At 62.4% G+C, this 23,449-nt stretch carries 26 protein-coding genes and 1 pseudogene; 20 read left to right on the forward strand and 7 right to left on the reverse strand.

The genetic code is table 11. The annotated features are described in order from the left end of the window. Positions 1-2 precede the first annotated feature (2 nt). Entirely contained in the window at positions 3-341 is a 339-nt protein-coding gene (locus tag NKH01_RS00075; RefSeq protein ID WP_352814703.1) for a hypothetical protein, read from the forward strand. A gap of 35 nt (positions 342-376) precedes the next feature. On the opposite strand, the gene NKH01_RS00080 is transcribed toward NKH01_RS00075, so the two are convergent. Beyond that, a complete protein-coding gene (locus NKH01_RS00080; RefSeq protein WP_023720850.1) occupies positions 377-781 on the reverse strand; it encodes a cupin domain-containing protein in 405 nt (134 codons plus the stop codon). A 161-nt stretch (positions 782-942) separates the two neighbouring features. Between NKH01_RS00080 and NKH01_RS00085 the strand changes: the two genes are divergently transcribed. The 6 genes from NKH01_RS00085 to NKH01_RS00110 all read left to right on the forward strand — a co-directional run bounded on the left by NKH01_RS00085 (position 943) and on the right by NKH01_RS00110 (position 5,861). Then, positions 943-1,731: an ABC transporter ATP-binding protein gene (locus tag NKH01_RS00085; protein ID WP_353018414.1), complete on the forward strand. Its 789-nt coding sequence runs from the start codon at positions 943-945 to the stop codon at positions 1,729-1,731. 1 nt (position 1,732) lies between these two features. Continuing rightward, positions 1,733-2,254, forward strand: a complete 522-nt coding sequence (locus tag NKH01_RS00090; protein ID WP_353018416.1) for a hypothetical protein — start codon at positions 1,733-1,735, stop codon at positions 2,252-2,254. Next, entirely contained in the window at positions 2,251-3,120 is an 870-nt protein-coding gene (locus tag NKH01_RS00095) for an ABC transporter permease (RefSeq protein ID WP_353018417.1), read from the forward strand. Before NKH01_RS00090 ends, NKH01_RS00095 begins: the two co-directional genes overlap by 4 nt. Continuing rightward, positions 3,117-4,253, forward strand: a complete 1,137-nt coding sequence (locus NKH01_RS00100) for an ABC transporter permease (RefSeq protein WP_031194513.1) — start codon at positions 3,117-3,119, stop codon at positions 4,251-4,253. Before NKH01_RS00095 ends, NKH01_RS00100 begins: the two co-directional genes overlap by 4 nt. 40 nt (positions 4,254-4,293) lie before the next feature. Then, positions 4,294-5,265 (forward strand): ABC transporter substrate-binding protein, encoded by a 972-nt coding sequence (locus NKH01_RS00105; protein WP_352482954.1) that lies wholly within the window; start codon positions 4,294-4,296, stop codon positions 5,263-5,265. A 152-nt stretch (positions 5,266-5,417) separates the two neighbouring features. Beyond that, positions 5,418-5,861 carry a CHRD domain-containing protein gene (locus NKH01_RS00110; protein WP_023720844.1) on the forward strand — a complete coding sequence of 148 codons (444 nt, stop codon included), beginning with the start codon at positions 5,418-5,420 and terminating at the stop codon, positions 5,859-5,861. Positions 5,862-5,900: 39 nt separating this feature from the next. On the opposite strand, the gene NKH01_RS00115 is transcribed toward NKH01_RS00110, so the two are convergent. The 3 genes from NKH01_RS00115 to NKH01_RS00125 form a co-directional block, all read right to left on the reverse strand. Beyond that, positions 5,901-7,550 (reverse strand): thiamine pyrophosphate-binding protein, encoded by a 1,650-nt coding sequence (locus NKH01_RS00115; protein ID WP_023720843.1) that lies wholly within the window; start codon positions 7,548-7,550, stop codon positions 5,901-5,903. Continuing rightward, positions 7,547-8,722: a CaiB/BaiF CoA transferase family protein gene (locus NKH01_RS00120; RefSeq protein WP_352844486.1), complete on the reverse strand. Its 1,176-nt coding sequence runs from the start codon at positions 8,720-8,722 to the stop codon at positions 7,547-7,549. Before NKH01_RS00120 ends, NKH01_RS00115 begins: the two co-directional genes overlap by 4 nt. A gap of 164 nt (positions 8,723-8,886) precedes the next feature. Then, entirely contained in the window at positions 8,887-9,822 is a 936-nt protein-coding gene (locus NKH01_RS00125) for an alpha/beta fold hydrolase (RefSeq protein ID WP_352590000.1), read from the reverse strand. 265 nt (positions 9,823-10,087) lie between these two features. Here NKH01_RS00125 and NKH01_RS00130 point away from each other — a divergent pair, with 265 nt between their 5' ends. The 4 genes from NKH01_RS00130 to NKH01_RS00145 all read left to right on the forward strand — a co-directional run bounded on the left by NKH01_RS00130 (position 10,088) and on the right by NKH01_RS00145 (position 13,142). After that, positions 10,088-10,873, forward strand: coding sequence for an alpha/beta fold hydrolase (locus tag NKH01_RS00130; RefSeq protein ID WP_023720840.1), 786 nt, complete (start codon positions 10,088-10,090; stop codon positions 10,871-10,873). Continuing rightward, positions 10,870-11,319, forward strand: a complete 450-nt coding sequence (locus NKH01_RS00135) for a MarR family winged helix-turn-helix transcriptional regulator (protein WP_352482959.1) — start codon at positions 10,870-10,872, stop codon at positions 11,317-11,319. The genes NKH01_RS00130 and NKH01_RS00135 overlap by 4 nt, the downstream gene beginning before the upstream one ends. A 120-nt stretch (positions 11,320-11,439) precedes the next feature. Then, positions 11,440-12,453, forward strand: a complete 1,014-nt coding sequence (locus tag NKH01_RS00140; protein ID WP_353018420.1) for a ribonuclease T2 family protein — start codon at positions 11,440-11,442, stop codon at positions 12,451-12,453. Positions 12,454-12,527: 74 nt separating this feature from the next. Continuing rightward, positions 12,528-13,142, forward strand: coding sequence for a hypothetical protein (locus NKH01_RS00145; protein WP_352482961.1), 615 nt, complete (start codon positions 12,528-12,530; stop codon positions 13,140-13,142). A gap of 28 nt (positions 13,143-13,170) precedes the next feature. On the opposite strand, the gene NKH01_RS00150 is transcribed toward NKH01_RS00145, so the two are convergent. After that, positions 13,171-14,466 (reverse strand): GGDEF domain-containing protein, encoded by a 1,296-nt coding sequence (locus tag NKH01_RS00150; RefSeq protein ID WP_353003375.1) that lies wholly within the window; start codon positions 14,464-14,466, stop codon positions 13,171-13,173. Positions 14,467-14,708: 242 nt separating this feature from the next. Between NKH01_RS00150 and ettA the strand changes: the two genes are divergently transcribed. The 7 genes and pseudogenes from ettA (at position 14,709) to NKH01_RS00185 (ending at position 20,174) form a co-directional block, all read left to right on the forward strand. After that, positions 14,709-16,358 (forward strand): energy-dependent translational throttle protein EttA, encoded by a 1,650-nt coding sequence (gene ettA / locus NKH01_RS00155; protein ID WP_023720834.1) that lies wholly within the window; start codon positions 14,709-14,711, stop codon positions 16,356-16,358. 59 nt (positions 16,359-16,417) lie between these two features. Continuing rightward, positions 16,418-16,666 (forward strand): DUF6290 family protein, encoded by a 249-nt coding sequence (locus NKH01_RS00160; RefSeq protein ID WP_353018422.1) that lies wholly within the window; start codon positions 16,418-16,420, stop codon positions 16,664-16,666. 20 nt (positions 16,667-16,686) lie between these two features. Next, positions 16,687-16,926 (forward strand): annotated as a pseudogene (locus tag NKH01_RS00165) (type II toxin-antitoxin system RelE family toxin); the annotation flags it as partial. Further along, a complete protein-coding gene (gene tam, locus NKH01_RS00170) occupies positions 16,923-17,720 on the forward strand; it encodes a trans-aconitate 2-methyltransferase (RefSeq protein ID WP_023720832.1) in 798 nt (265 codons plus the stop codon). The pseudogene NKH01_RS00165 and the gene tam, both read left to right, overlap by 4 nt. Before the next feature lie 115 nt (positions 17,721-17,835). Continuing rightward, the gene (locus tag NKH01_RS00175; protein ID WP_023720831.1) at positions 17,836-18,171 is read left to right on the forward strand and encodes a hypothetical protein; all 336 of its coding nucleotides are present in this window, start codon (positions 17,836-17,838) and stop codon (positions 18,169-18,171) included. Between the two features lie 121 nt (positions 18,172-18,292). Next, positions 18,293-19,414, forward strand: a complete 1,122-nt coding sequence (locus NKH01_RS00180) for a beta-ketoacyl-ACP synthase III (RefSeq protein ID WP_352844480.1) — start codon at positions 18,293-18,295, stop codon at positions 19,412-19,414. A gap of 142 nt (positions 19,415-19,556) precedes the next feature. Then, entirely contained in the window at positions 19,557-20,174 is a 618-nt protein-coding gene (locus NKH01_RS00185) for an MOSC domain-containing protein (RefSeq protein ID WP_023720829.1), read from the forward strand. A gap of 226 nt (positions 20,175-20,400) precedes the next feature. Here NKH01_RS00185 and NKH01_RS00190 read toward each other — a convergent pair whose 3' ends face one another. Together NKH01_RS00190 and NKH01_RS00195 are read right to left on the reverse strand one after the other, a co-directional pair. Next, positions 20,401-20,598 carry a hypothetical protein gene (locus NKH01_RS00190; RefSeq protein ID WP_023676715.1) on the reverse strand — a complete coding sequence of 66 codons (198 nt, stop codon included), beginning with the start codon at positions 20,596-20,598 and terminating at the stop codon, positions 20,401-20,403. A 147-nt stretch (positions 20,599-20,745) separates the two neighbouring features. Beyond that, positions 20,746-21,231 (reverse strand): thioesterase family protein, encoded by a 486-nt coding sequence (locus tag NKH01_RS00195; RefSeq protein WP_352844479.1) that lies wholly within the window; start codon positions 21,229-21,231, stop codon positions 20,746-20,748. 119 nt (positions 21,232-21,350) lie between these two features. Between NKH01_RS00195 and NKH01_RS00200 the strand changes: the two genes are divergently transcribed. Then, positions 21,351-22,763, forward strand: coding sequence for an FAD-binding oxidoreductase (locus NKH01_RS00200; protein WP_352844478.1), 1,413 nt, complete (start codon positions 21,351-21,353; stop codon positions 22,761-22,763). A gap of 104 nt (positions 22,764-22,867) precedes the next feature. After that, complete coding sequence (locus NKH01_RS00205; protein ID WP_353018425.1) at positions 22,868-23,389, forward strand: hypothetical protein; 522 nt, start codon at positions 22,868-22,870, stop codon at positions 23,387-23,389. Positions 23,390-23,449: the final 60 nt, after the last annotated feature.

Genomic DNA, 23,449 nt, shown 5'->3' on the forward strand with positions numbered 1-23,449 from the left:
CAATGGCCGCGGTGATCCTTGCCGCCGGGCCGGCGGCGGACGTCCTTGCCGGCTCCTTTGGCAATGAGGTCGGTTGCGCTGGTGTACGGCTCGGTTATCAGGACCGCGACGATTATGTCGTGCTGACCGCCGAGGGCGTCGAAACCTATGGCAGCGGCTGCGAGTTCGCACAGCCATTGACGACGACGCCTGGCACCCAGTTGTTGAGCTCCACCTGTTTCGCCGAGGGCGAGGAGGGGACGACCACAGATGTCGTCAAGGTCATCAACAAAGGAGGGGACGGTTTCTTCGTGACCATTCCCGGCCTTGAGGAGATAGGGCCGCTGAAATCATGTTCGTGACGGTGCCGATGACGGCCGCCGCCTCGACCCAGTCCTCAGGCGACCAACCCGTCCAGTTCCGGCAGCAGGACGACGCTTTCCTGTTCGTTGGGATCGGTGCGGGCAATAACCGCCGAGGCGGGGCTGTCGCTCAGATTGGCCGGCAGATGCGGCACACCGGGGGGAATATAGAAAAGATCGCCGGCCTTGACCACGATATGCTGTTCGAGCCGGTCGCCATACCAGGTATGGACTTCGCCGGAGAGCACATAGATCGCGGTTTCATGGTTTTCGTGCATATGCGCCTTGGCGCGGGCGCCCGGAGGCATGGTCAGCAGATGCATGCAGATACCGGAGGAGCCGACTGTTTCGGCGGCGATACCGGCGAAATAGCTCAGGCCCTGCTTGCCTTCATAAGAGCTTTCAGGGCGGATAAGATGGCACGTCGGTTTGGGCGACATCGGGGCAACTCCGGGCGTCTATCTGATGGGACAAGGGCACGTAGAACTGGGGCGCGTAGAACTGGCGCGAGTAGGACTGGGCGAGTGGAAAGCAACATCGGGGTAAAATCAATCGGATTCCGGCCGGTGGCGCAGTGGCCGGAAGCGACAGGCTACGGCCGATGACGGGAGCATCGCCAGCCGTTGTTTCGGCAAGCAAGCTTGGCCTGACCTTCCAGACCAATGACGGTCCGGTGCAGGCGCTGTCGAATGTCGACCTGACCATCGGCAAGGGCGAATTCGTGTCCTTCATCGGGCCCTCCGGCTGCGGCAAGACGACCTTGCTGCGCGTCATCGCCGATCTGGAGAAGCCGACATCGGGAGCCATTTCCGTCAACGGCATGACGCCCGAGCAGGCGCGCCAGCGCCGCGCCTATGGCTATGTCTTCCAGGCGGCCGCACTTTATCCGTGGCGCACGATCGAGCGCAATGTGGCGCTGCCGCTGGAGATCATGGGCCTGTCCAGGGCGGAGCAGGCGGCGCGCATCAAGCGAACCCTCGACCTCGTCAACCTCAGCGGCTTCGAGAAGAAATACCCCTGGCAGCTTTCGGGCGGCATGCAGCAGCGCGCCTCGATCGCACGGGCGCTCGCCTTCGATGCCGACCTTTTGTTGATGGACGAACCGTTCGGCGCGCTGGACGAGATCGTGCGCGACCACCTCAACGAACAACTGCTGGAGCTTTGGGAGCGGACCAACAAGACCATCTGCTTCGTCACCCATTCGATCCCCGAGGCGGTCTATCTGTCGACGCGCATCATCGTCATGTCGCCGCGCCCGGGGCGTGTCAGCGATGTCATAGAATCGACGCTGCCGAAGAAGCGGCCGCTCGATATCCGCGAGACGCCGGAGTTCCTGGCCATCGCGGCACGGGTGCGCGACGGGCTGAGGGCAGGGCACAGCTATGATTAGGATGTTTGTGATCTGGCTGGGGCTGTGTGTGTTTTTGCCCGGTCCGACATTGGCGCAGGAGACCGCCAAGCCATGGTCTCACGTCGCTGACGGTGATTTGAAACTTGCGGTCGTCGTTACCGACAATGCGGACTATGAGAAGCTTTGGTACAGCATGCCGCGCGAGGCAACTCCGCACTTTAGCACCATTGAGAAAATCGGCCTTGGGCAAACGGCTTTTGTCGTTGCTTTTTTCGCCGGGGCTGCGGCCAAGGACAGCAAATTTCAAATTGTCTGTGAAGCCACGATCAAGAAGCCGAATGGCGAACTGGTCGAAGTCCCTCCAACGCCTTGCTTTAGCGGCCCGGCAAGAGGCCCTCTCACCGATCTTCGCCTGGTTGATTTTTCATTAGGTATCAACGCCGAACCGCAAGATCCCTCCGGACTGTGGCGCATCGAATATCGGATGCATGATCCAATTACCTCATCCTCCTGCAAGGTCGGAGTCTCCTTGGAGGTCGACGTGCCGGATAAAAAGACATGAAGCAATCGGCTCTTCCCGTTGCGATCATTCTTCTAGCGCTTGTCGTCGTCTGGTACGTCATGGCCGTTGTCCTCAACGCGCCGTTCCAGCGCGATCTCGACCGCCGCGCCAATTTGACACCGGGCATTGTGGAATTCATCGGCAAGACGCTGGCACAACCGAAGCCGACGCTACCGGCGCCACACCAGGTGGCGGTGAATTTTTTCGAAAACACCTTTTTGCGCAGCATCACCTCGAACCGCAGCCTTGTCTACAATGCCTGGGTGACGCTGTCGTCGACGCTGCTCGGCTTTGCCTTCGGCACAGCGCTCGGCATCGTCATCGCCGTCGGCATCGTGCATGTGGCGACGCTCGACCGCAGCATGATGCCGTGGATCATCGCCTCGCAGACCATTCCGATCCTGGCGGTGGCGCCGATGATCATTGTCGTGCTGGCGGCGGTCGGCATCACCGGGCTGATCCCGAAAGCGCTGATCTCGACCTATCTGTCGTTCTTCCCGGTGGCGGTTGGCATGGTGAAGGGGCTTCGCTCGCCCGAGCTCACCCATCTCGACCTGATGCATACCTATAATGCCAGTCCCTCGCAGACCTTCTGGAAATTGCGGGTGCCGGCCTCGGTGCCGTTCCTGTTCACCTCGATGAAGGTGGCTGTCGCCGCCAGCCTGGTCGGCGCCATTGTCGGCGAGCTGCCGACCGGCGCCGTCGCCGGCATCGGCGCCAAATTGCTCGCCGGCGCCTACTACAGCCAGACGATCGACATCTGGTCGGCGCTGGTCGCCGGCTCGGTGGTGGCGGCCTTGCTGGTTATGCTGGTCGGCATTGCTGGGCGCCTTGTCGACCGCGCCATGGGCGGGAGGCCGGCATGAGCTCGCTCCTGAGCCTTTCCTCAATCACCCCCCGATCCTGGCAAGGATATGCCGCGCTTATCCTTCTTGTCGGCGCGCTGCTTCTTTGGCCGCTCGTCAGTGCTACGCCCGGTTACGGCATGGCGACTACGGTTTTGATTTTCATTTTGCTGCTCATGGCAATCGAGGCCGACAACTTTCCACCGATGATCGGGGTGGTGTTGCTGTTCCTTGGCGCGCACGGCGCGGCGTGGATGTTGCTCGCCGGCATAACCGGCAATGAGGGCAGCGCTCGTGGCTCCTTCTATCTGCTGCTCGTCGCGGCGTGGTTTTTGGCCTGGCGCTGCGTAACGGTCTTGTCGTCGGTTCGCCCGACGTCGCGCTGGGCGTCAACCGCCTTGCGCCTGATCATTCCAGCCATCTTCGGCGCTTGGATCCTGATCATCTGGGAGGCGGTGACGCGTGGCGCCGGCATTCCCTTCATCCTGTTGCCGCCGCCAAGCGCCATCGGTGCACGCATCGTCGGCTCGCTGCCGGTGCTGGGGGCCGATGTCAGGCAGACCATCTTCAAGGCGGTGATCTTCGGCTATGTCGTGGGCAGCAGCGCCGGCTTCCTCGTTGCCATCGCCGCCGACCGTGTGCCGTTCCTGCGGCGCGGGCTTTTGCCGATCGGCAATATGGTGTCGGCGCTGCCGATCATCGGCGTCGCGCCGATCATGGTCATGTGGTTCGGCTTCGACTGGCAATCCAAGGCAGCCGTGGTCATAATCATGACCTTCTTCCCGATGCTGGTGAACACCGTCGCCGGGCTTACCGCCTCCGGCCATATGGAGCGCGACCTGATGCGCACCTATGCCTCGAGCTACTGGCAGACGCTGTTCAAGCTGCGGCTGCCGGCGGCGGCACCGTTCATCTTCAATGCGTTGAAGATCAATTCGACGCTGGCGCTGATCGGCGCCATCGTCGCCGAGTTCTTCGGCACGCCGGTGGTCGGCATGGGATTCCGCATTTCGACGGAAGTCGGGCGGATGAACATCGACATGGTGTGGGCCGAAATCGCAGTTGCAGCACTTGCGGGTTCGGTCTTTTATGGCGTGGTCGCTCTTTTCGAGAGAGCAATCACGTTTTGGCATCCCTCTGTCCGTGGTGGATAGGGGCGGTGGGTTTAGGGCGCTAACTTCAGAGGGTAAAAACATGAAAAGACTTGTTGTTTCGATGCTGGCCGGCGCGATGTCGCTTGCCGCGTTTCAGGCGATGGCCGCGGATAAGGTGACGCTGCAGCTGAAATGGGTCACGCAGGCACAGTTCGCCGGCTATTATGTCGCCAAGGCCAAGGGCTTCTATGACGCCGAAGGCCTCGACGTCGACATTAAGCCCGGCGGCCCGGACATCGCACCCGAGCAGGTCATTGCCGGCGGCGGCGCCGACGTCATCGTCGATTGGATGGGCGGCGCGCTGGCTGCACGCGAAAAGGGCGTGCCGCTGGTCAACATCGCCCAGCCGTTCAAGAAGGCCGGCATGGAGCTGGTCTGCCCGAAGGACGGCCCGATCAAGACGGAAGCCGACTTCAAGGGCCACACGCTCGGCGTCTGGTTCTTCGGCAACGAGTATCCGTTCTATGCCTGGATGAACAAGCTTGGCCTCAAGACCGACGGCGGGCCGGACGGCGTCACCGTGCTCAAGCAGAGCTTTGACGTGCAGCCGCTGATCCAGAAGCAGGCGGATTGCATTTCGGTCATGACCTATAACGAATACTGGCAGCTCATCGACGCCGGCTACAAGCCGGAAGAGCTGACCGTCTTCAACTATTCCGCCATGGGCAACGATCTGCTCGAAGACGGGCTCTATGCATTGGAGGACAAGCTCAAGGATCCGGCCTTCGAGGACAAGATGGTGCGTTTCGTGCGCGCTTCGATGAAGGGTTGGAAATACGCCGTCGACAATTCCGACGAGGCGGCCGGCATCGTCATGGACAATGGCGGCCAGGACGAGAACCACCAGAAGCGGATGATGGGCGAAGTCGCCAAGCTGATCGACAATGCCGACGGCAAGCTCGATCCGGCGACCTACGAGCGCACCGCCAAGGCGCTGCTCGACCAGAAGATCATCACCAAGGAGCCGACCGGCGCCTACACGACCGCGATCACCGACAAGGCGATCAAATAGAGCTATCAAGCAGGCTCTGTTGGAAGACGAAAAGGGGCGGGCGACCGCCCCTTTTTGGTGGGATGTAAAATGAACGTTACCCGCGGAAACATCCGCTCGCAAAATCGTTGTGCCGATGCATCCAACTCAAGGGTGCCACAACGGAGGTTTCCATGCGCATCCAGTCCTTCACGCCGATGCTTTCGGCGCTGGCCATTTCTGCCGCCATCTTCTCGGTGTCACCGGCTCTGGCCGAAACCGTAAAGATGACCGCGACGCTCGATGGTGCTCAGCAGAGCCCGCCCGTCACCACGAAGGGCAAGGGTACCGCCACGCTCAGATTCAACACCGCCACCAAGAAACTCAGCTGGACGGTGAGATATTCCGGCCTCAGCGGGCCGGCGAAGGCCGGGCACATTCACGGCCCGGCGGCAGAGGGTCAAAACGCCGATCCAGTGGTGCCGTTCGAAGGCAAGCTGAAGAGCCCGATCAAGGGTTCGGCGACATTGACCGATGCCCAGGCGACCGATCTTGAGGCGGGCAAATATTACGTCAACATCCACACCGCGGCCCACGCCGACGGCGAGATCCGCGGCCAGATCGAAAAGGTCAAATAGGCAGATCAAGACGACAAAACAGGGCAACCACCCTGTTTGTCAGGCCTTGTCGCGAATCTGGGTCATCGTGCGGGTCGGCGTGATGGCTTCGGGGTCGAGCCTGATCTCGACGATCGACGGCTTGCCGCTAGCACGCGCGCGCTCGAAGGCCGCCGCGAAGTCGGCGGTCTTTTCCACCGTCTCGCCATGGCCGCCATAGGCACGGGCCAAAGCAGCAAAGTCGGGGTTTTTCAGATCGGTGGCGACGACACGGCCGGGATATTCGCGCTCCTGATGCATGCGGATGGTGCCATAAATGCCGTTGTTGACTACGATGACGATGATCGGCAATCCGTATTGTACGGCGGTGGCGAATTCCTGCCCGTTCATCAGGAAACAGCCGTCGCCGGCGAAGGCGATCACGTCGCGGTCGGGGAAAAGCTGTTTGGCGGCGACCGCCGCCGGCGTGCCGTAGCCCATCGAGCCGGATGTGGGTGCTGCCTGCGTGCCGAAACGCCGGAAGCGATGGTAGCGATGCACCCAGGTGGCGTAGTTGCCGGCGCCATTGGTGAGGATGGCGTCGTCCGGCAGCATCGTTTCGAGATAATTCATGATCGGCCCCATCTGCACGGCGCCGGGGCCGCTCTCCGGAGGCGTCGACCAGTCGAGATAGGCGGTGTGCAGCTTCGCTGCCTCCGCCGCCCACACCGGCGTTGCGGCCGGCTTGCGTTTGGCAAAGGCTTCGACGAAAGCGGCAGGCGAGGTATTGATCGCCAGCGCCGGCCGGTAGACGCGGCCGAGCTCGCCGGCGTCGGCATGGATATGGACCAGCGTCTGGTCGGGGTAGGGGCTCTTCAGCAGCGTGTAGTCGGATGACGGCATCTCGCCCATGCGGCCGCCGATCAGCAGCACAAGGTCGGCCTGCTTGATGGCGGTTGCCACTTTGGGATTGATGCCGATGCCGACATCGCCGGCATAGTTCGCGTGGAGATGGTCGAACAGCATCTGGCGGCGGAAAGAGCAGCCGACCGGCAGCGACCAGGCTTCGGCTATCGTCCGCATCCGTGCAACGGCCTGCGCATCCCAGCGCGTACCGCCAAGGATGACGAACGGCCGCTTTGCCTTGTTGAGCAGCTCGTCCAGCGCGTCGAGCTCGGCTTCGCCAGGCCGCGTCTCGACAGGGGTGTAATGCCGGGCTTCCGGTGCCTCGGCAAGGCTGGTCAGCATGTCCTCGGGCAGCGAGATGACGACCGGGCCCGGGCGGCCGGACGTCGCCACTGCAAATGCCCGTGTGACGAATTCGGGGATGCGCGCGGCGTCGTCGATCTCGACCACCCATTTGGCGATATCGCCGAAGAACCTGACATAGTCGACCTCCTGGAAGGCCTCGCGCCCCTTGGCGTGGCTGGCGACCTGGCCGATGAACAGGATGAGGGGGACCGAATCCTGCATGGCGATGTGGATGCCGGCCGAGGCATTGGTGGCGCCTGGGCCGCGGGTGACGAAGCAGATGCCGGGCCTGCCGGTCAGGCGGCCATGGCAGTCGGCCATCATTGCGGCACCGCCCTCCTGGCGGCAGACGATGGTGCGGATTGGCGAATCATGCAGCGCGTCGAGCACCGCCAGATAGGATTCGCCGGGCACGCAATAGATACGGTCCGTTCCGTTGGCTTCGAGCGCATCGACGATGAGTTGTCCGCCGGTCTTCATTTTCCTGACCTCTCCAGTTCGGCAAGGATTTCTTCGGTGTGTTCGCCGAGACGCGGCGACGGCCGTTCATAGACCAGCGGCGTGCCGGACATGACCATCGGCGCGCGCACCGAGGGCAAGAGATTGCCATGGCCGTCATCGAGGTCGAGCCGCATGCCGCGCGCGATGGTCTGCGGGTCGGCAAACATCTGGCCGATATTGTTGATCGGGCTGGCCGGCACGCCGGCTGTCTCCAGCCTGGCCAGCAGCGGGTCGCGATCGAAGACCTTCAGCGCCTCGACCATGTGCTCGCGCAGCTTTGCCCGGTTGGCGACGCGGGCGGGATTGGTGGCGAAGTCAGGGTTCGAAGCCAGCTCATCGAGGCCGACGGCAGCGCAAAACTTTGCGAATTGGCCGTCATTGCCGACCGCCAGGATGATGTGGCCATCTTTCACCGGCACCACCTCGTAGGGCGCGATGTTCATATGCGCATTGCCCATCTGCACCGGCGATTGTCCGGAGACGAGATAGTTGAGGTTCTGGTTGCCGAGCGTTGAGATCTGGGTGTCGTAGAGCGCCATGTCGATATGCTGGCCTTCGCCGGTCTTCTCGGCGTGGCGAAGTGCCGCCTGGATGGCAACGACCGAATAAAGCCCGGTGAAGACATCTGAAATAGCCACGCCCGCCTTCTGCGGTTCGCGGCCGGCTTCGCCGGTGATCGACATCATGCCGGCCATGCCCTGGATGATGAAATCATAACCGGCGCGCGGCGCATACGGTCCCGACTGGCCAAAACCGGTGATCGAGCAATAGATCAGCCGTGGGTTGATTTTCCTCAGGCTGTCATAGTCGAGGCCGTATTTCTTAAGTCCGCCGACCTTGAAGTTTTCGATCAGCACTTCCGAGGTCGCGACCAGCCGGCGCACCGTCTCGGCGCCCTCGGGCGTCGAGAAGTCGATGGCGATGGAGCGCTTGCCGCGGTTGCAGGAATGGTAATAAGCGGCCGAAAGGTTCTCGCCATCATGGCCGATGACGAAGGGCGGTCCCCATTTGCGGGTGTCGTCGCCGCCGTCCGGGCTCTCGACCTTGATCACGTCGGCGCCGAGGTCAGCAAGCAGCTGCCCGGCCCATGGCCCGGCGAGGATGCGTGCGAGTTCGATGACGCGGATGCCTTTGAGCGGAGGCTCAGTCATGGATCACCGTGGTTGGCCGAAAGCGCAGGCTTAGATGTTTTTTGTGCATGTCGTTATCCCAAAACCGCTGCGCACCCTCGGGTCGAGCCCAAGGGCATGCTTTGGGCGACATCCCACTATCAATCCCGGGTGCCGCTGTCACGGCCCTTGCAATGGGCCAAGTATCAAGGCGCCCTCAGCACGCGATCGGCCCAAGCGGCAAAATCCTCCATGATGATGTCTCGATTGACCTCGTTCAGGCTCTCGTGGCGGGTTTCGGCGTAAACCTTTGAAACGAGATTCGAAAAGCCCAGCATGTGCATCCGGCCGGCGAGATGGCTGACCGCCTTGCCGCCGTCCGAGGCCGGATCCTGCTCGCCTCCGACCAGATTGACGAACAGGTCGCGCCGCACGCCGGAAAAATTGCGGTCGCGGCCGCAATGCAGCGTCATCTTGACGATGTCCTGCCACATCGACACCGATGCGTCCCAGCCGCAGAGCGGGTCGGCGATGTATTTCTCGACTTCGGCGGCATCGCGCGACAGCCAGTCGAAGGGCGTCCGGCGATCGGGCACTGCCTTGCCCCAAGCCCGGAACGTCAGCCGGGGCAGCATGCGCGACGGCACGTCTGAGCCAAGCCGGAACTTTTCCCAGGCAAGCATGCCCAGCGCGATTTGGCCGAGCAGTCCGGCAGAGAAATTGCCGTTCCAGATCGCGGCGGCATGGATGCGCGCCGAGTTGCGGAGGACAAAGTTCAGAGCGACCGACGCGCCCAAGGAGTGACCGAAGGCGATGACCGGCAGGCCGGGCTGTTCCCTGGCGATCAGATCATGGACGGCAGCGACATCGGCGATGACCTTGGCACCTCCATCCGCATCGGCGAACCTGCCAGGTGGCGCGTCGGGCGCCTTGGTGACGCCGTGGCCACGGTGGTCGTGCGCGTAGACCTGGTAGCCGCGCGCGCCGAGGAAATCGGCGAAGCGGGCATAGCGCGCCGCGTGCTCGGCCAACCCGTGATTGATCTGGACAATGGCGCGCGGCTGGCCTGTGGCGTGTTTCACATAAAGGTTGAGCTCGGCGCCGGTCGGCGATGCCAGCATCCTCTGCTTGTCAAATGGCATGTCTCGCTCCCGTCGGCGACTGTTGGGCGACGCAGCGATCGACGTCAAGAGACGTAGGGTACCCATTCGACGCTAGTTGACAGTATGCTGTCAATATGATTACATGACAGCATACTGTCAATTGGCCAGCAGATTGGGGGTATGACTATGAAAACCACCGGGGCCATTTCGCGGCGTGCAATCTTGCTGGCGGGCTTCGCCTTCACGACGGCCACCCTGTTGCCAGGGATTGCTGCGTTCAGTCAGGAAACCAGGGAGATGACCCATGATGACGTCCACCGTTCCAGGCCCGCAAGGCCAGCTTGCCACTTATAGGATCAACGCCGGCAATGGCCTGCCGATCCTGTTCCTGCATGGAGATTGCAGCCGCGCTTCCCACTGGGACCGGGTGATGCAGCTCTCCGTCGAAGGCCGCGAGGCGGTAGCCTTCGATTTTCGCGGCCATGGCGCCTCCGCGCCGGCGCAGGACGGTGACTATGGCTATGACGGCCGTGCAATGGATGTCGGTGCCGTGGCCGACGCGTTTGGCCTGAAGCGGTTTCTCATTGTCGCGCACAGCGGCGGCGGTGGTGTGGCGCTCGCTTATGCCGCCAGCCATGCCGACCGGGTCGCAGGTGTCTTGCTCGTCGACCCGGCGACCAATCCTCGTGCGCTGCCGCAGGCGATTCGCGACGGCTTTGTCCGCGATCTGGCCGGTCCGCAAGGCCGCGATGTCCTGAACGCCTATTACACGTCGATTGCCGGCCCTAACGCGGCTGTTCGCCAGCGTGTTCTGGCCGATGTGGCAGTGGTCGATCCTGCGGCGAGGGCAGGTGTCGGCAAGGCACTGGCCGAATGGAACCCGGAGCCGGCACTCAATGCGTATCGCGGGCCTATGTTCGTATTGGCTACCGAGGCCAGTGACACTCCAGCCGCGCTCTACCGGCTGCGCACGGACATTCCGCGCCAGATCGTGGCGGGCAGCGGCCATTGGGTGATGCTTGACAAGCCCGAGGTCGTAGCCGAAGCCGTTAATAATTTCGTCGCGACCATCGAGGCCGGCCAGAAATGACGACCAGGACCGAAGCGGCAAATGTGTTCACGGAACTCGTGCTTGCCGTGTTCAGGATGAACGGCAGTTTTCTGGATGCGGCCGACCGGCTGGCCGCTCCAACCGGGCTGACGGCAGCGCGCTGGCAGGTTTTGGGTGCGGTTTTGAAGGAGCCGAAATCCGTGGCCGACGTCGCCCGCGACATGGGTCTCGCCCGTCAGAGCGTACAGCGGCTGGCCGACATACTGGCTGCGGAGGGGCTTGCCGCCTATGCCGACAACCCAGCGCATCGCCGCGCCAAGCTGTTGTCGATAACCGATGCCGGCCGGGCAGCGGTCAAGAATATCGGCACACGCCAGCATGTTTGGGCGAACCGCGTTTCGGAGGGTATGGACGCCGACGCGCTAAAAGCCTCGCTTGATCTGCTGCGCACCTTGACAGAACGGGTGGAGGCGGGCGGATCCTGATCGACCACACGGGAACCGTCTCAATGCGCTGGCGATTGTTTTTACGGCCGACGAAAGAAATCGTAATTCTGACATGTCGCAAGTTTCTAGCTTGCGGCGTGAATCACGAGGAGTGCCGGAATGCGGATTTGGGCGATGTGGGGGGCGGTGTTTCTTGCGTTTGCTGGCGCAAGCGCGGCGCGGGCCGATGTGAAGATGACCGGCTCTTTCGTCGCCGATGCCGCCTGTCCGGCAACGCAGGCGATCAAGAGCGGCAAGAATCCCGGCAACGTCTCGACCGCGGCTGGCCAGAGTTACGATCTGCTGGCCGGCAACAAGGACGCGCCCACGCACTATCTCATCCGCGTTCCGGGCGCTGATCCGGAGCGCCGCTGGGTTAAGATCAGCTGCGGTCACGTTTCGGGCGGCAGCGCGTCGACGATACCGGCTGCACCGGCGCCTGCCGAGCCGAACAAGCCATCGGCGTCCGGAAAGCCGGAATATGTCTTCGCGCTGAGCTGGCAGCCGGCTTTCTGTGAGACCAAATCCAGCAAGACCGAATGCCGGGCGCAGACCGCCGCCGGTTTCGACGCGACCCACTTCACCTTGCATGGGCTGTGGCCGCAACCGAATGGAAATTTCTATTGCCAGGTCGCGGCAAGCGACAAGGCGAACGACGATCCGGCACATTGGCGGGATTTGCCGCCGGTCACGCTGGACCCGAATACGCGATCGGAACTCGACCAGGTGATGCCGGGCACCGCATCCGCCCTCGAAAGGCATGAATGGATCAAGCACGGCACCTGCTACGGCAAGAGCCAGCAGGAGTATTTCTCCGACGCTTTGAACCTGATGCAAGCGGTGAACGCGTCGCCGGTGCGCGATCTCTTCACCAGGAACGTCGGCAAGCAGCTGACGTCCGATCAGATCCGCAGCACCTTCGACAGCGCCTTCGGCAAAGGCGCGGGCGAGCGGGTCCGCGTATCCTGCGTGGTCGATCCTTCGAGCGGCAGGCGGCTGATCGACGAGCTGACGCTCGGCCTGGCCGGCCCGATCGCTTCGAACTCTTCGCTCGGTGCGCTGCTGCTTGCCTCGGCACCGACAGCCAAGGTGGGTTGTCCGAAGGGTACCGTCGACGCCGTCGGGTTCCAGTAAACAGGCCGAACGCGACTGTCGCCTTGCGCCGGGGGTGGTATGGTCTTGAAGGCACACATTCGTAGGGGGTGGCGATGAGTGGCATGACGAACGGGGCGCTGGCGCGGCTGGCGTTCTGGGCCAGGGGCATGACGGCGATCCGAGACGGCCATATGGAATGGCCGGGCTTTTCCTACACCGAAGTGGAGTGGGCGCGCATGACCACGCTGGCCAAACCGATCGGCGGCGGCACCTACCAATTGTTCACGCTGGTCAACGCGGCGATCTTCATCGCCATCGCCGCGCTCGGGATCTTCTGTGTCTTCCTGCCGCTGGCGACGCTGCTGTTCCCGGTACCACCCGAAACCAGTGCGCTCAAGTTTTCGCTGCTCCTGGCGGCATGCGCCTTGCTGATCATCGGCATCGGCTTGCCGATTTCGCTGCGTCTCTCGACCGCGCTGGTCGCGCCGAAGGCAATGCGGGCCGCGCTTGTCGCCGTGCCCGGCGACCAGATGCTTGCGGCAAAAGTGTCATGGCAGATCAACCGGATCACGCTCGTGCTTTGCGGCCTGCTGGTGCCGGGCATTCTTCTGTTCATCGCCTACGACATCGATGCCGGCCCGGTCATCGCGGCAATGAAATGGCTGGCGATCGGGTTGATGGCGGTTTCGGTTGCGATCGGCGCATGGCAGCGGCGCAAACAATCCTGATTGCGCCAATCCGAGACCAGAGTGAGCGTTACGCGCCGGCGCTGCGCTCCGGCCTGTTCCATGTGTTGCGCCCGTCTGCTTCGTTGCCACCCGGTTCGCCGACAACGCGATCGCGTCCGGTCGATTTGGCCTTGTAGAGACGCTGGTCGGCCAGCGCAAAGAGATCGGCAAGGCAACGCGTCGTCTCGCTGACCGTCGAGATGCCGGCGCTGACGGTGATGTCGAACCGGCTGGTGCTCGCAGACGTCTTGACCGCTTGCCTGACGGTTTCGCCCAGCAGTCTGGCGAGCGGCTGTGGACGCCAGCAGAGGATGGCGAATTCCTCACCGCCGATCCTGAACAATTGATCTTCGGTCCCGACAAGTTCGCCAAGCAAAATCGCCAGGGCTTTCAGCACCTTGTCGCCCTCGGCGTGGCCGAAGCGGTCATTGATCGATTTGAAGTGGTCGACATCGATGATCAGCAGGCTGAGCGGCTTGGCGGTCCGTAGGCTGGTTGCCACGGAGGCCTCGCCATCGCTGTCGAAGCGACCCCTGTGCAGTAGGCCGGTGAGGCCGTCGCGACCGACGTGCTCGATCAGCGCCTCATAGCGCTCGCGATAGGTCAGCGTGTCGAAAATGTCGGAAAGCCCGCGCGGCGCCGGCACCTGCCGCGCCTCGAACCATCTGATGTAGGCGACCAGCATGGTGCTGTAGACCAAGGCCGCTGCCACCTTGGCGAACCAGCCGCCGAAGAACACCGCGACCGGCGCCCCGGTGACGAAATGCAGCGCCGTGAAAAAGCCTGCCTGGTCGAAGGTGAGCACGCACGCGACGGAGACCAGGATGCGCGTGAAAAGCGCTTTGCGCAGATATTTGCCGAGCTTTTCATAGAGCAGGATGATCAGGATGGCGTCGACGAACAGCAGCGTCGTGCCCCACACCATCAGCCAGCCCATCTCGTCGATGAAGCCGATGTCCGGAAGCTTGCCGTCGGGCAGCGGTGCGATGTCGTGCAGGCGCAGGATCAGCACGAGCCCGATCATCAGGGCATTGCCGAGCAGCAGGCCGTAGATGGGCTGGCGGACGGTTGCCGCGTCCTCCTTGATGTAGAGCAGGAGAAGCATGACCAGCTTGCCGGAAAACAGCACAGCCGAACCCGGCGACACCATGCCGAACGGCAGCGCGACGTAGAAGACGCTGGCGAGGTAGGTTTCCAGGAAATGCATAACGCCAAGGGCGCAGACAAAGACGCCGAGGCCGATGCGGCCTCTGAACCGGAAAAGCGTGACCATGATGCCGAAATAGAGAACCGCTTCGGCAAAAAGCAGGAAACTGTTCAGCACGGCCCGATCTCTCTCCCCGAAATCGCGGCTGCCAGCGATTTCCCATCCAAACACTGTTTTGACGCGGAATGGTTAACCGGAGCTTTCGCCCGGGCGCCGGCACGAAATGAAGTGGCTAAGCGTTCGCGGTGCGACCAATTCCGCCTGGGACCAAAACTGTTTGCCGTTCGGGGCCGCATCGCTTACATAGCCCCCAACTTCCATTCAATCCGACATCAGTCGACTTTTCAGGGAAAGCGCGCGTGGCACGCCAGTTCATCTATCACATGGCCGGCCTCAACAAGGCCTACGGCACCAAGAAGGTGCTCGAGAACATTCATCTGTCCTTCTACCCGGACGCCAAGATCGGCATCCTCGGCCCCAACGGCGCCGGCAAGTCGACGATTCTCAAGATCATGGCCGGCATCGACAAGGAGTGGAGCGGCGAGGCCTGGCTGGCCGAAGGCGCGACCGTCGGTTACCTGGCGCAGGAGCCGGCGCTCGATCCGAACAAGAATGTGTTCGAAAACGTCATGGAAGGCGTTGCCGCCAAGACCGCGATCATCGAGCGCTACAACGAATTGATGATGAACTATTCCGACGAGACGGCGGACGAGTCGGCCAAGCTGCAAGACGAGATGGACCGGCTCAATCTGTGGGATCTCGAGCAGCAGGTCGAGATGGCGATGGAGGCACTCGGCTGCCCGCCCAAGGAGGCCGATGTCACCAAGCTGTCGGGCGGCGAACGCCGTCGCGTCGCGCTCTGCCAGCTCTTGCTGCGCCAGCCCGACCTTCTGCTGCTCGACGAGCCGACCAACCATCTCGACGCCGAGACGACGGCGTGGCTGGAAAAGCATCTGCGCGCCTATCCGGGCGCGGTGATGATCATCACCCACGACCGCTACTTCCTCGACAATGTCACCGGCTGGATCCTCGAGCTCGATCGCGGCCGCGGTATCCCGTACGAAGGCAACTACACCAAATATCTCGAAGCCAAGGCCAAGCGGCTCAAGCAGGAAGGCCGTGAGGACGATGCGCGCCAGCGGGCGATCGGCCGCGAGCGCGAGTGGATCCAGTCCAGCCCGAAAGCCCGGCAGACCAAGTCGAAGGCCCGTATCCAGGCGTTCCAGGATCTGCTGGATGCGGCCGACAAGCGGCGTCCGAGCGATACGCAGATCGTCATTCCGCATGGCGAGCGGCTCGGCAATGTGGTGATCGAGGTCGAGGACCTGTCGAAGGGCTTTGGCGACACGCTTTTGATTGACGATCTCGAATTCAAGCTGCCGCCCGGCGGCATCGTCGGCGTCATCGGCCCGAACGGCGCCGGCAAGACGACGCTGTTCCGCATGATCACCGGCCAGGAGAAGCCCGATGCCGGCACCATCCGCGTCGGCGAGACGGTCAAGCTCGGTTATGTCGACCAGAGCCGCGACGCACTCGACCCGACCAAGACCGTCTGGGAAGAGATCTCGGGCGGCGCCGAAGTGGTCAAGCTCGGCAAGTTCGAAGCCAACACCCGCGCCTATTGCGCGTCGTTCAATTTCCGCGGCGGCGATCAGCAGCAGAAGGTCGGCAACCTGTCCGGCGGACAGCGCAACCGCGTGCATCTGGCAAAGATGCTGAAGACCGGCGGCAATGTGCTGCTGCTCGACGAGCCGACCAACGATCTCGATACCGAAACACTTGCGGCACTTGAAGACGCGCTCGAGAGCTTCGCCGGCTGCGCCGTCATCATCTCGCACGATCGCATGTTCCTCGATCGCCTGGCGACGCACATCCTCGCCTTCGAAGGTGACAGCCATGTCGAATGGTTCGAAGGCAATTTCGAGGATTACGAGCAGGACAAGATCCGCCGGCTTGGGCCCGATGCGGTCAATCCGCACAGGATGACGTATAAGCGGCTGACGAGGTAGAGTCTCGATCCGTTGCGGGCGATCGTCGTTTGGCCTAAATTGATCGGATGGAGTTGCCCATGATCACGGTCAAATTACCGCAAAAAGCCGAGAAGCTGCTGGCCGATATTGCCAAGGCCAGCGGCCGTACGATCGATCAGGTCGCAGTTGAAGCGATCCTCGAAACCATTGAGGATTGGCGGGATGCCAGGATTGCGGAGGAACGCCTGAGGGATGACGACGGCGTACGCATTCCGTTGGAAGAGGTGATCCGGAAGCTTGAACTTCGCGAAGTCGAGGAGCGGCACAAGAAACCTGCCGCTGAATGAGTTGGTAGGTCGAGTTTACGCGGCGAGCCGAAAAAGACATTGAAGGGCTTTCACCGAAGGACCAGCGCCGTGTCCTAGAATTCCTGTATCAAAGAGTTTCTGCGCACCCCAATCCAAGAGCACTCGCCAAACGGCTGACTGGGACCAAGGAAGCTTGGCGGTTTCGCGTCGGCGACTACAGAATCATTGCCCAGTTTCAGGACAGCCGGCTCGTCGTGCTGATCGTGGAGATAGGCAACCGTCGCGAGATCTATCGATGAATAACAGCATAGCGGCAAAGGCAAAACCCGACTGGTCCGCCGCACTCTACCTGAAATTCGAGGATGAGCGCACGCGGCCGGCGCGCGACCTCCTAGCGCAGGTGCCAGTGCCGGAACCGCGCCGGGTGGTGGACATTGGCTGTGGGCCGGGCAATTCGACCGAATTGCTGGTCGAGCGCTGGCCGCAGGCACAGATCAGCGGCTTCGATACCTCGCCCGACATGATCGAGAAGGCGAAGGCGCGCCTGCCCGGCGTCACCTTTGCCTTGGCGGACGCGGCGACGTGGCAGCCGGCCGAACCGGTCGACGTGATCTTCGCCAATGCAGTGTTTCAGTGGCTACCGGAGCATCCGGCTGTCTTCCAGCGGCTGATAGGATTTTTGGCGCCCGGCGGCGCGCTTGCCGTGCAGATGCCGGACAATATGGGCGAGCCTTCGCACCGGCTGATGCGGGAGACCGCGGCCGAGATGCCGTTCACTGAAAAGTTCGAGCGTGCGGCCCGCGCGCCGCTGCCGCCTGTCGCGTTCTATTACGACCTTTTGTCGCCATTCTCGGATCGGCTCGATATCTGGCACACGATCTACAACCATCCGCTGGCCGATGCCGAGGCGATCGTCGAATGGGTGAAGTCGACGGGGCTGAAGCCGTTCCTCGATCCGCTCGACGAAGACGAGCGGCAGCTTTTCCTGAAGCGCTACACGGCCAGGATCGCCGAAGCCTATCCGAAAACGGCAAGCGGCAAGGTGTTGCTGCGCTTTCCCCGTGTCTTCATCGTGGCGCGGCGTTCTAATTAGAAACTCTTAGCTACACCCAAAAACAGTGCATGGCGGATGCTTGACCGGCTTTCGCCGTCATGCGCATCTCGCTGGGGCAGGGATAACGGCCCTCATGGGCCATGGGGGGTGGATGATGACACTGAAAACGCTCATTTTTGGCGGCAGCATTTGTGCGGCCGCGGTGCTCGCCTTCTCGATATCGGCGCAGGCCAAGCGAGCGCGCTGCTTCACCAGCGACGACGGCTATTTCTCCTGCAGCTATCGGGCGCTGGACGATGCCGGCAGCTTTCGCATCTCGGCGCCGGGCTATCCGACTTACGTCCTGGAGATCGACGGACCGGGTTTTGCCTACGGCTATGTCAATCTCGGCCGCCGCAACGTGCCGCTGCCCGGGCAATTCGTGCGCAGCAATGATGACGGTGCCTGCTGGAACAACCCGCAGACCAATACCAAGCTCTGCGCCTGGTAAAGACCCGTTCCAGGGACTTGATTTAAGCCGGCATAAACTGGCTAGGTGCAAAAAGAGGTTGCGCCGAGCTTTTGCGGCGTCGACATGAAGCCGCAACGCCTGCGCACGGGACGAACTGGAAATGCATCGCGTCATCATCAGCGGCATCGGCGTTGAAATCCCCGAAGCGTCGATCACCAATGAGGAGCTCGTCGCCAGCTTCAACACTTGGGTGGACATGGAGAACGTCCGGCGCGAGGTCTCGGGCGAGCCGCTGCTGCAGAAATCGGACAGTGCCTTCATCGTCCACGCCTCGGGCGTCCAGACCCGCCATGTCATCGAACGGGAAGGCATCCTCGACCCGACCCGCATGGCGCCGCGCTTCCCGGCGCGGCCCGACGATGCGCTGTCGCTGGAGGCCGAGTTCGGCATCGCCTCGGCCAGCAAGGCGCTCGATCATGCCGGGCTGAAGCCTGGGGACATCGACCTGGTGATCTGCTCGGCCTCGCACCATCAGCGGCCCTATCCGGCTATCGCCATCGAAATGCAGCAGGCGCTGGGCACGAGAGGCGCCGGCTTCGACATGGGGCTTGGCTGCTCTTCGGCGGCGGCCGCATTGCACATTGCGGTCAATCTGGTGCGGGCAGGGGCGCATAAACGCGTACTGGTGACGACGCCGGAGATCATCACGGGCCACCTCAATTTTCGCGACCGGCAGACGCATTTCATCTTCGGCGACGCGTCCGTGTCGATGATCGTCGAAGGGCTCGCCCAGGGCGAGAAGCGGTCGGGGCGTTTCGAGGTGCTCGACACGCGTGCCTGGACGCAGATGTCGAACAGCATCCGCACCAATCTCGGTTACTATACCCGCGCCACCCAGGACGATCCGTACATGATCGATCTGGAAGGCAATCTGATCAAGCAGATCGGCAACAAGGTGTTCAAGGAAGTCACCGTCGCCGGCCACAAGTTCATCGTCGAATTCCTGGCCGAACACGGGCTGACACCGCAAGCGATCCGGCGCTTTTGGCTGCATCAGGCGAATGCGCGGATGAATGCCATGATCCTGAAATTGTCGTTCGGCCATGACGTCGACCATGACCGCGCGCCGATGGTGCTGGAGCGCCTCGGTAATACTGCCGCCGCCGGTGCCATCATCGCCTTGTCGGAGAACCATGCCGATATGAAGGCCGGCGACTACGGCCTGCTCTGCGCCTTCGGCGCCGGCTACTCGATCGGCGGCGCGCTATTGCGCATGCTCTGACCATTTCGGCGCGAACGGAACCAGCATCGGGACCCCGCCGGGCATAGTCACATCAGTCCGCTTGATCGGAGCATCAGCGCTTTCGACTGGACCCGATGAGCTGACCGCGGCTAATTGCGCGTATCACGCGAGGAACGAACCCATGCCGGATCTTTTCCCCGAGGCCGAAAATCCGGTCGAGATCGTGCCGGCGCGAAAGCTCACCGCCAAGGTGGCCGCGCTTTATCTCGCGCCGTTCGATCATTTCGAGACACGAGCCATCGACACCTTGCAGCTTGGCTTCGACGGCATTGAAGGCGATTTCCACGCCGGCACGACGCGGCGCTCCGGCGGACGGGAACCCTGGTATCCGCGTGGCACCGAGATGCGCAACGAGCGGCAATTGTCGATCGTGGCGGCGGACGAACTGACCACCGTCGCCGAACGGATGGGCATCGCCGAGATCAAGCCGGAATGGATCGGCGCCAATCTCCTAATCGAAGGCCTGCCGCACCTCTCGATGCTGCCGTCCGGCGCGCTGCTGTTCTTCAAAGGCGGCGCGACTGTCAAGATCGACGCGCAGAACGGGCCTTGCCGCATCGCCGGGCGATCGGTCGCCGAAAATGCCGGGATGGCCGATCACGAGGCCGGCGCGCTGCTGTTCGCGAAAGCGGCGAAGCGTTTGCGCGGCCTCGTCGCCTGGGTCGAGAAGCCCGGCACGATCACGGCCGGCGAGGAGATTTCGGTGCGCGTGCCGGAACAGTGGATTTACCGGGCCTGAAGACTAAAATCTTAGAGGATCAGGGATTGTCTGTTTGTAGTTGGCTGCTGAAACAGCTGCCAATCCATCGCCTTGATTGGCCGTTTTCTTTGTTCGCCGCAATTTCGTCACCGCAATTCTTGCAACGATAGATGCCGGAATTCGGTGGCTTGCTGCCTGGCGACCATTCGTTGTCGTAAGCAACGCTGTCTTCTTGTGCCGCAAGCTCGGTGTTATCATAACAGTTTCAGGCGTGGCCGCGTTTCATCCGCGCCTGCTTCAGGATGGCGCGCCAGCGGATCATGGCGAAGGGAATAGGCTCGTTGTTGTTGGCAATGTGGAAGATCTCGTTGTTGAGGTTCTTCAGCGAGCGCCAGAAATCATAGTCGGTGATGCGTGGGTCAGCCGCCAGCCTGTCCGCCTCGACCTTGATGTCGGTTTTCATGCACGTTCCCCGAACCGCTGCTGCTCCGCCGCCCGTATCGCAATTCGATGCGGATGGTTTTCCAACGCCGCGCTGAGTCGTTCAACGTCTCAATTCGGCTTGTTCACGTTAAAACCTCGGTAAGGTTAACGGCGGTTGGGTTGCGGTTCAAGCCGGCTTACGACGAATACCGATCGAGCGGCCGGCGCGCTCCGGCATCGGCAGGGCGGCATGGGCGGCGCGCATCGCTTCCACTCTGGCAAGGACGTCGGCGGGGAAGGGCGCCACCTTCGGGCCAGCCATGTCGACATGCAGCGACAGCGTTTCAGACGTGGCGGCAAGCCAGCCGTCGACATGGCGGATTTCCTGATAGGCCCTCAGCCGCTTGTCGTCATGGTCGAGGAGTTGGAACGAGACCGTGACCTTGTGGTCGAGATGCAGCTCCTGGACGTAGCAGACATGGACTTCCGCGGTGTAGATGGTCAGCCGCCGTTCCCTTACATAGTCCATCCCCATCCCCATCATCTCGAAGGCTTCGTCGGAGCAACGATCGAAAAGCACGTTGTAATAGGCCATGTTGAGATGGCCGTTGTAATCGATCCAGGCCTTCTCGATCTCCATGGCGCGAGAGAGGAAAGGGGCGGGGATGGGCATCGGAAACTTCCTTCTCGTCATGCCGGGATGAGCGTGGACTGGACAGAGCGTGGTTGGTGAGACTACGCATCCCTAGATGCAGAACAAGGGTGGACGCTGGTCCATTCGCGGAGGAATCGATGGCCCTAAGCGACCTCAACCCGGTCGAACGCAACGAGGAAGGCATTGCCGCCGTGCTCGGCATCCTCAAGCAGCGGCTCGGCGAGCGATTCCAGATCGGCCAGGCGATCCGCGCCCAGCACGCGCACACCACGACCTATATCCCGACGCAGGCGCCGGACGGTGTCGCCTTTGCCGAGACGACGGAGGAGGTGCAGGAGATCGTGCGTGCGTGCGCTGCACATCGCGTGCCGGTGATCGCCTTTGGCGTCGGCTCTTCGCTGGAAGGCCATACCAATGCGCCGGGCGGCGGCATCTCGCTCGATACGTCACGCATGAACCGTATCGTTGCAGTCAATCCGCAGGACCTCGATTGCACCGTCGAGCCCGGCGTGACGCGCGAGGACCTCAACCGGCATCTGCGCGACACCGGCCTGTTCTTTCCGATCGACCCGGGCGCCAACGCTTCGCTCGGCGGCATGGCGGCGACACGGGCGTCGGGCACCAACGCCGTGCGCTACGGCACGATGCGCGACAACGTCCTGTCACTGACGGCGGTGATGGCCGACGGCGAAGCGGTTACGACCGGAAAGCGCGCCAAGAAAAGCTCGGCCGGCTATGATCTGACGCGGCTGCTGATCGGCTCGGAAGGTACGCTTGGCATCATCACCCAGCTGACCTTGAAGCTGCAGGGCATTCCGCAGGCGATTTCGGGCGGCGTCTGCCCGTTTCCCAGCGTCGAGGCGGCCTGCAACGCGGTGATCGCGACCATCCAGATGGGCATTCCGGTGGCGCGCATCGAATTGGTCAATGCGCTGCAGATGCGAGCGATGAAGACCTATTCGAAGCTCGACTATCCGGAGAGCCCCTGCCTGTTCGTCGAGTTCCACGGCAGCGATGCCAGCGTCGCCGAACAGGCCGAGACTTTCGGCATGATCGCCGAGGAAAATGGCGGCGGCCCGTTCCTGTGGACCAGCATCGCCGAAGAGCGGACAAAATTGTGGAAAGCCAGGCACGATGCCTACTGGTCATCGCTGACGCTGCGGCCGGGCGCCAAGGGCCTGTCGACCGATGTCTGCGTGCCGATCTCGCGCTTTGCCGAATGTGTCACCGAGACCGAGGCGGATATCGCCGAGATGGGCCTGATCGCACCGATCGTCGGCCATGCCGGCGACGGCAATTTCCATGTATTGGTGCTGATGGACGTGGACGACCCGAAGGAGATCGCATTGGCGGAAAAATTCGTGGCGCGGCTCAATATGCGCGCCATCGCCATGGACGGCACCTGCACTGGTGAGCATGGCATAGGGCAGGGCAAGATCGGCTTCCTGCGGCATGAGCTCGGTCATGGCGTCGACATCATGCGCACGATCAAGCAGGCGCTCGACCCGCTGAATATCATGAACCCGGGCAAGATATTGCCGGCCGAATAGTGGAAGAAGATCCAGATGGTCCCTGGCTTGACCGCACCACCATTTGGATCGAGACTCCAAGGACCTGAGAGGCAGGCAGGCGTCACAGACGGAGGAATGGTGTCATGGCGATTTCACGCAAGGAAGAGGCTCGGGCGCTGAGCGCCGACGAACATGCTCTCGTCGAGAAGTCGCACCATCCAGCAGTGCAGCATCTTGCCGACGCCGAACTCGCCAGCCTGGTCAAGCTCCTAAGGGAGCGGCGCGACAAGGCCCAGACCGAGGCGCATCGCCGCCGCCGCGAAATGCGCGGCAAGGGTGCGCCAAAGGGCGCCGGCGCCTCGAAGGCCGATGAAGGTTCGCAGTTGAAGCTGGCGGTTCTGGCGATGACCATGCGGCGGCTCAATGGCGAGGCCGAACGCCGCCGCCAGTTGGCAGCGCGTGTTTCGCTGGTCGAGAATGCACGCAAGGCGCTGTCCATGAAGCAGGGCGCTGCGGCAGACGGTCCCGAGTTCAACACGCGCACCGCGCACAAAGGCGTGCGCGCGATCGTGAGCCGGCGGCCCGAGAATCTGATCCGGCCGATGGAACTCGGCCGGCAGCGGCAGGCGGCAAAGTTGGCGCAGGCAAAGCGCGACGCGCGCTGAGTTTTCTTGGCCGCCTTCTTTTGCCCTGGACGCCTGTCTGGCGGGAATTGCCTCTTTATC

The sequence above is a fragment of the Mesorhizobium sp. M1403 genome (assembly GCF_040317695.1).
Classification (GTDB): Bacteria; Pseudomonadota; Alphaproteobacteria; order Rhizobiales; family Rhizobiaceae; genus Mesorhizobium.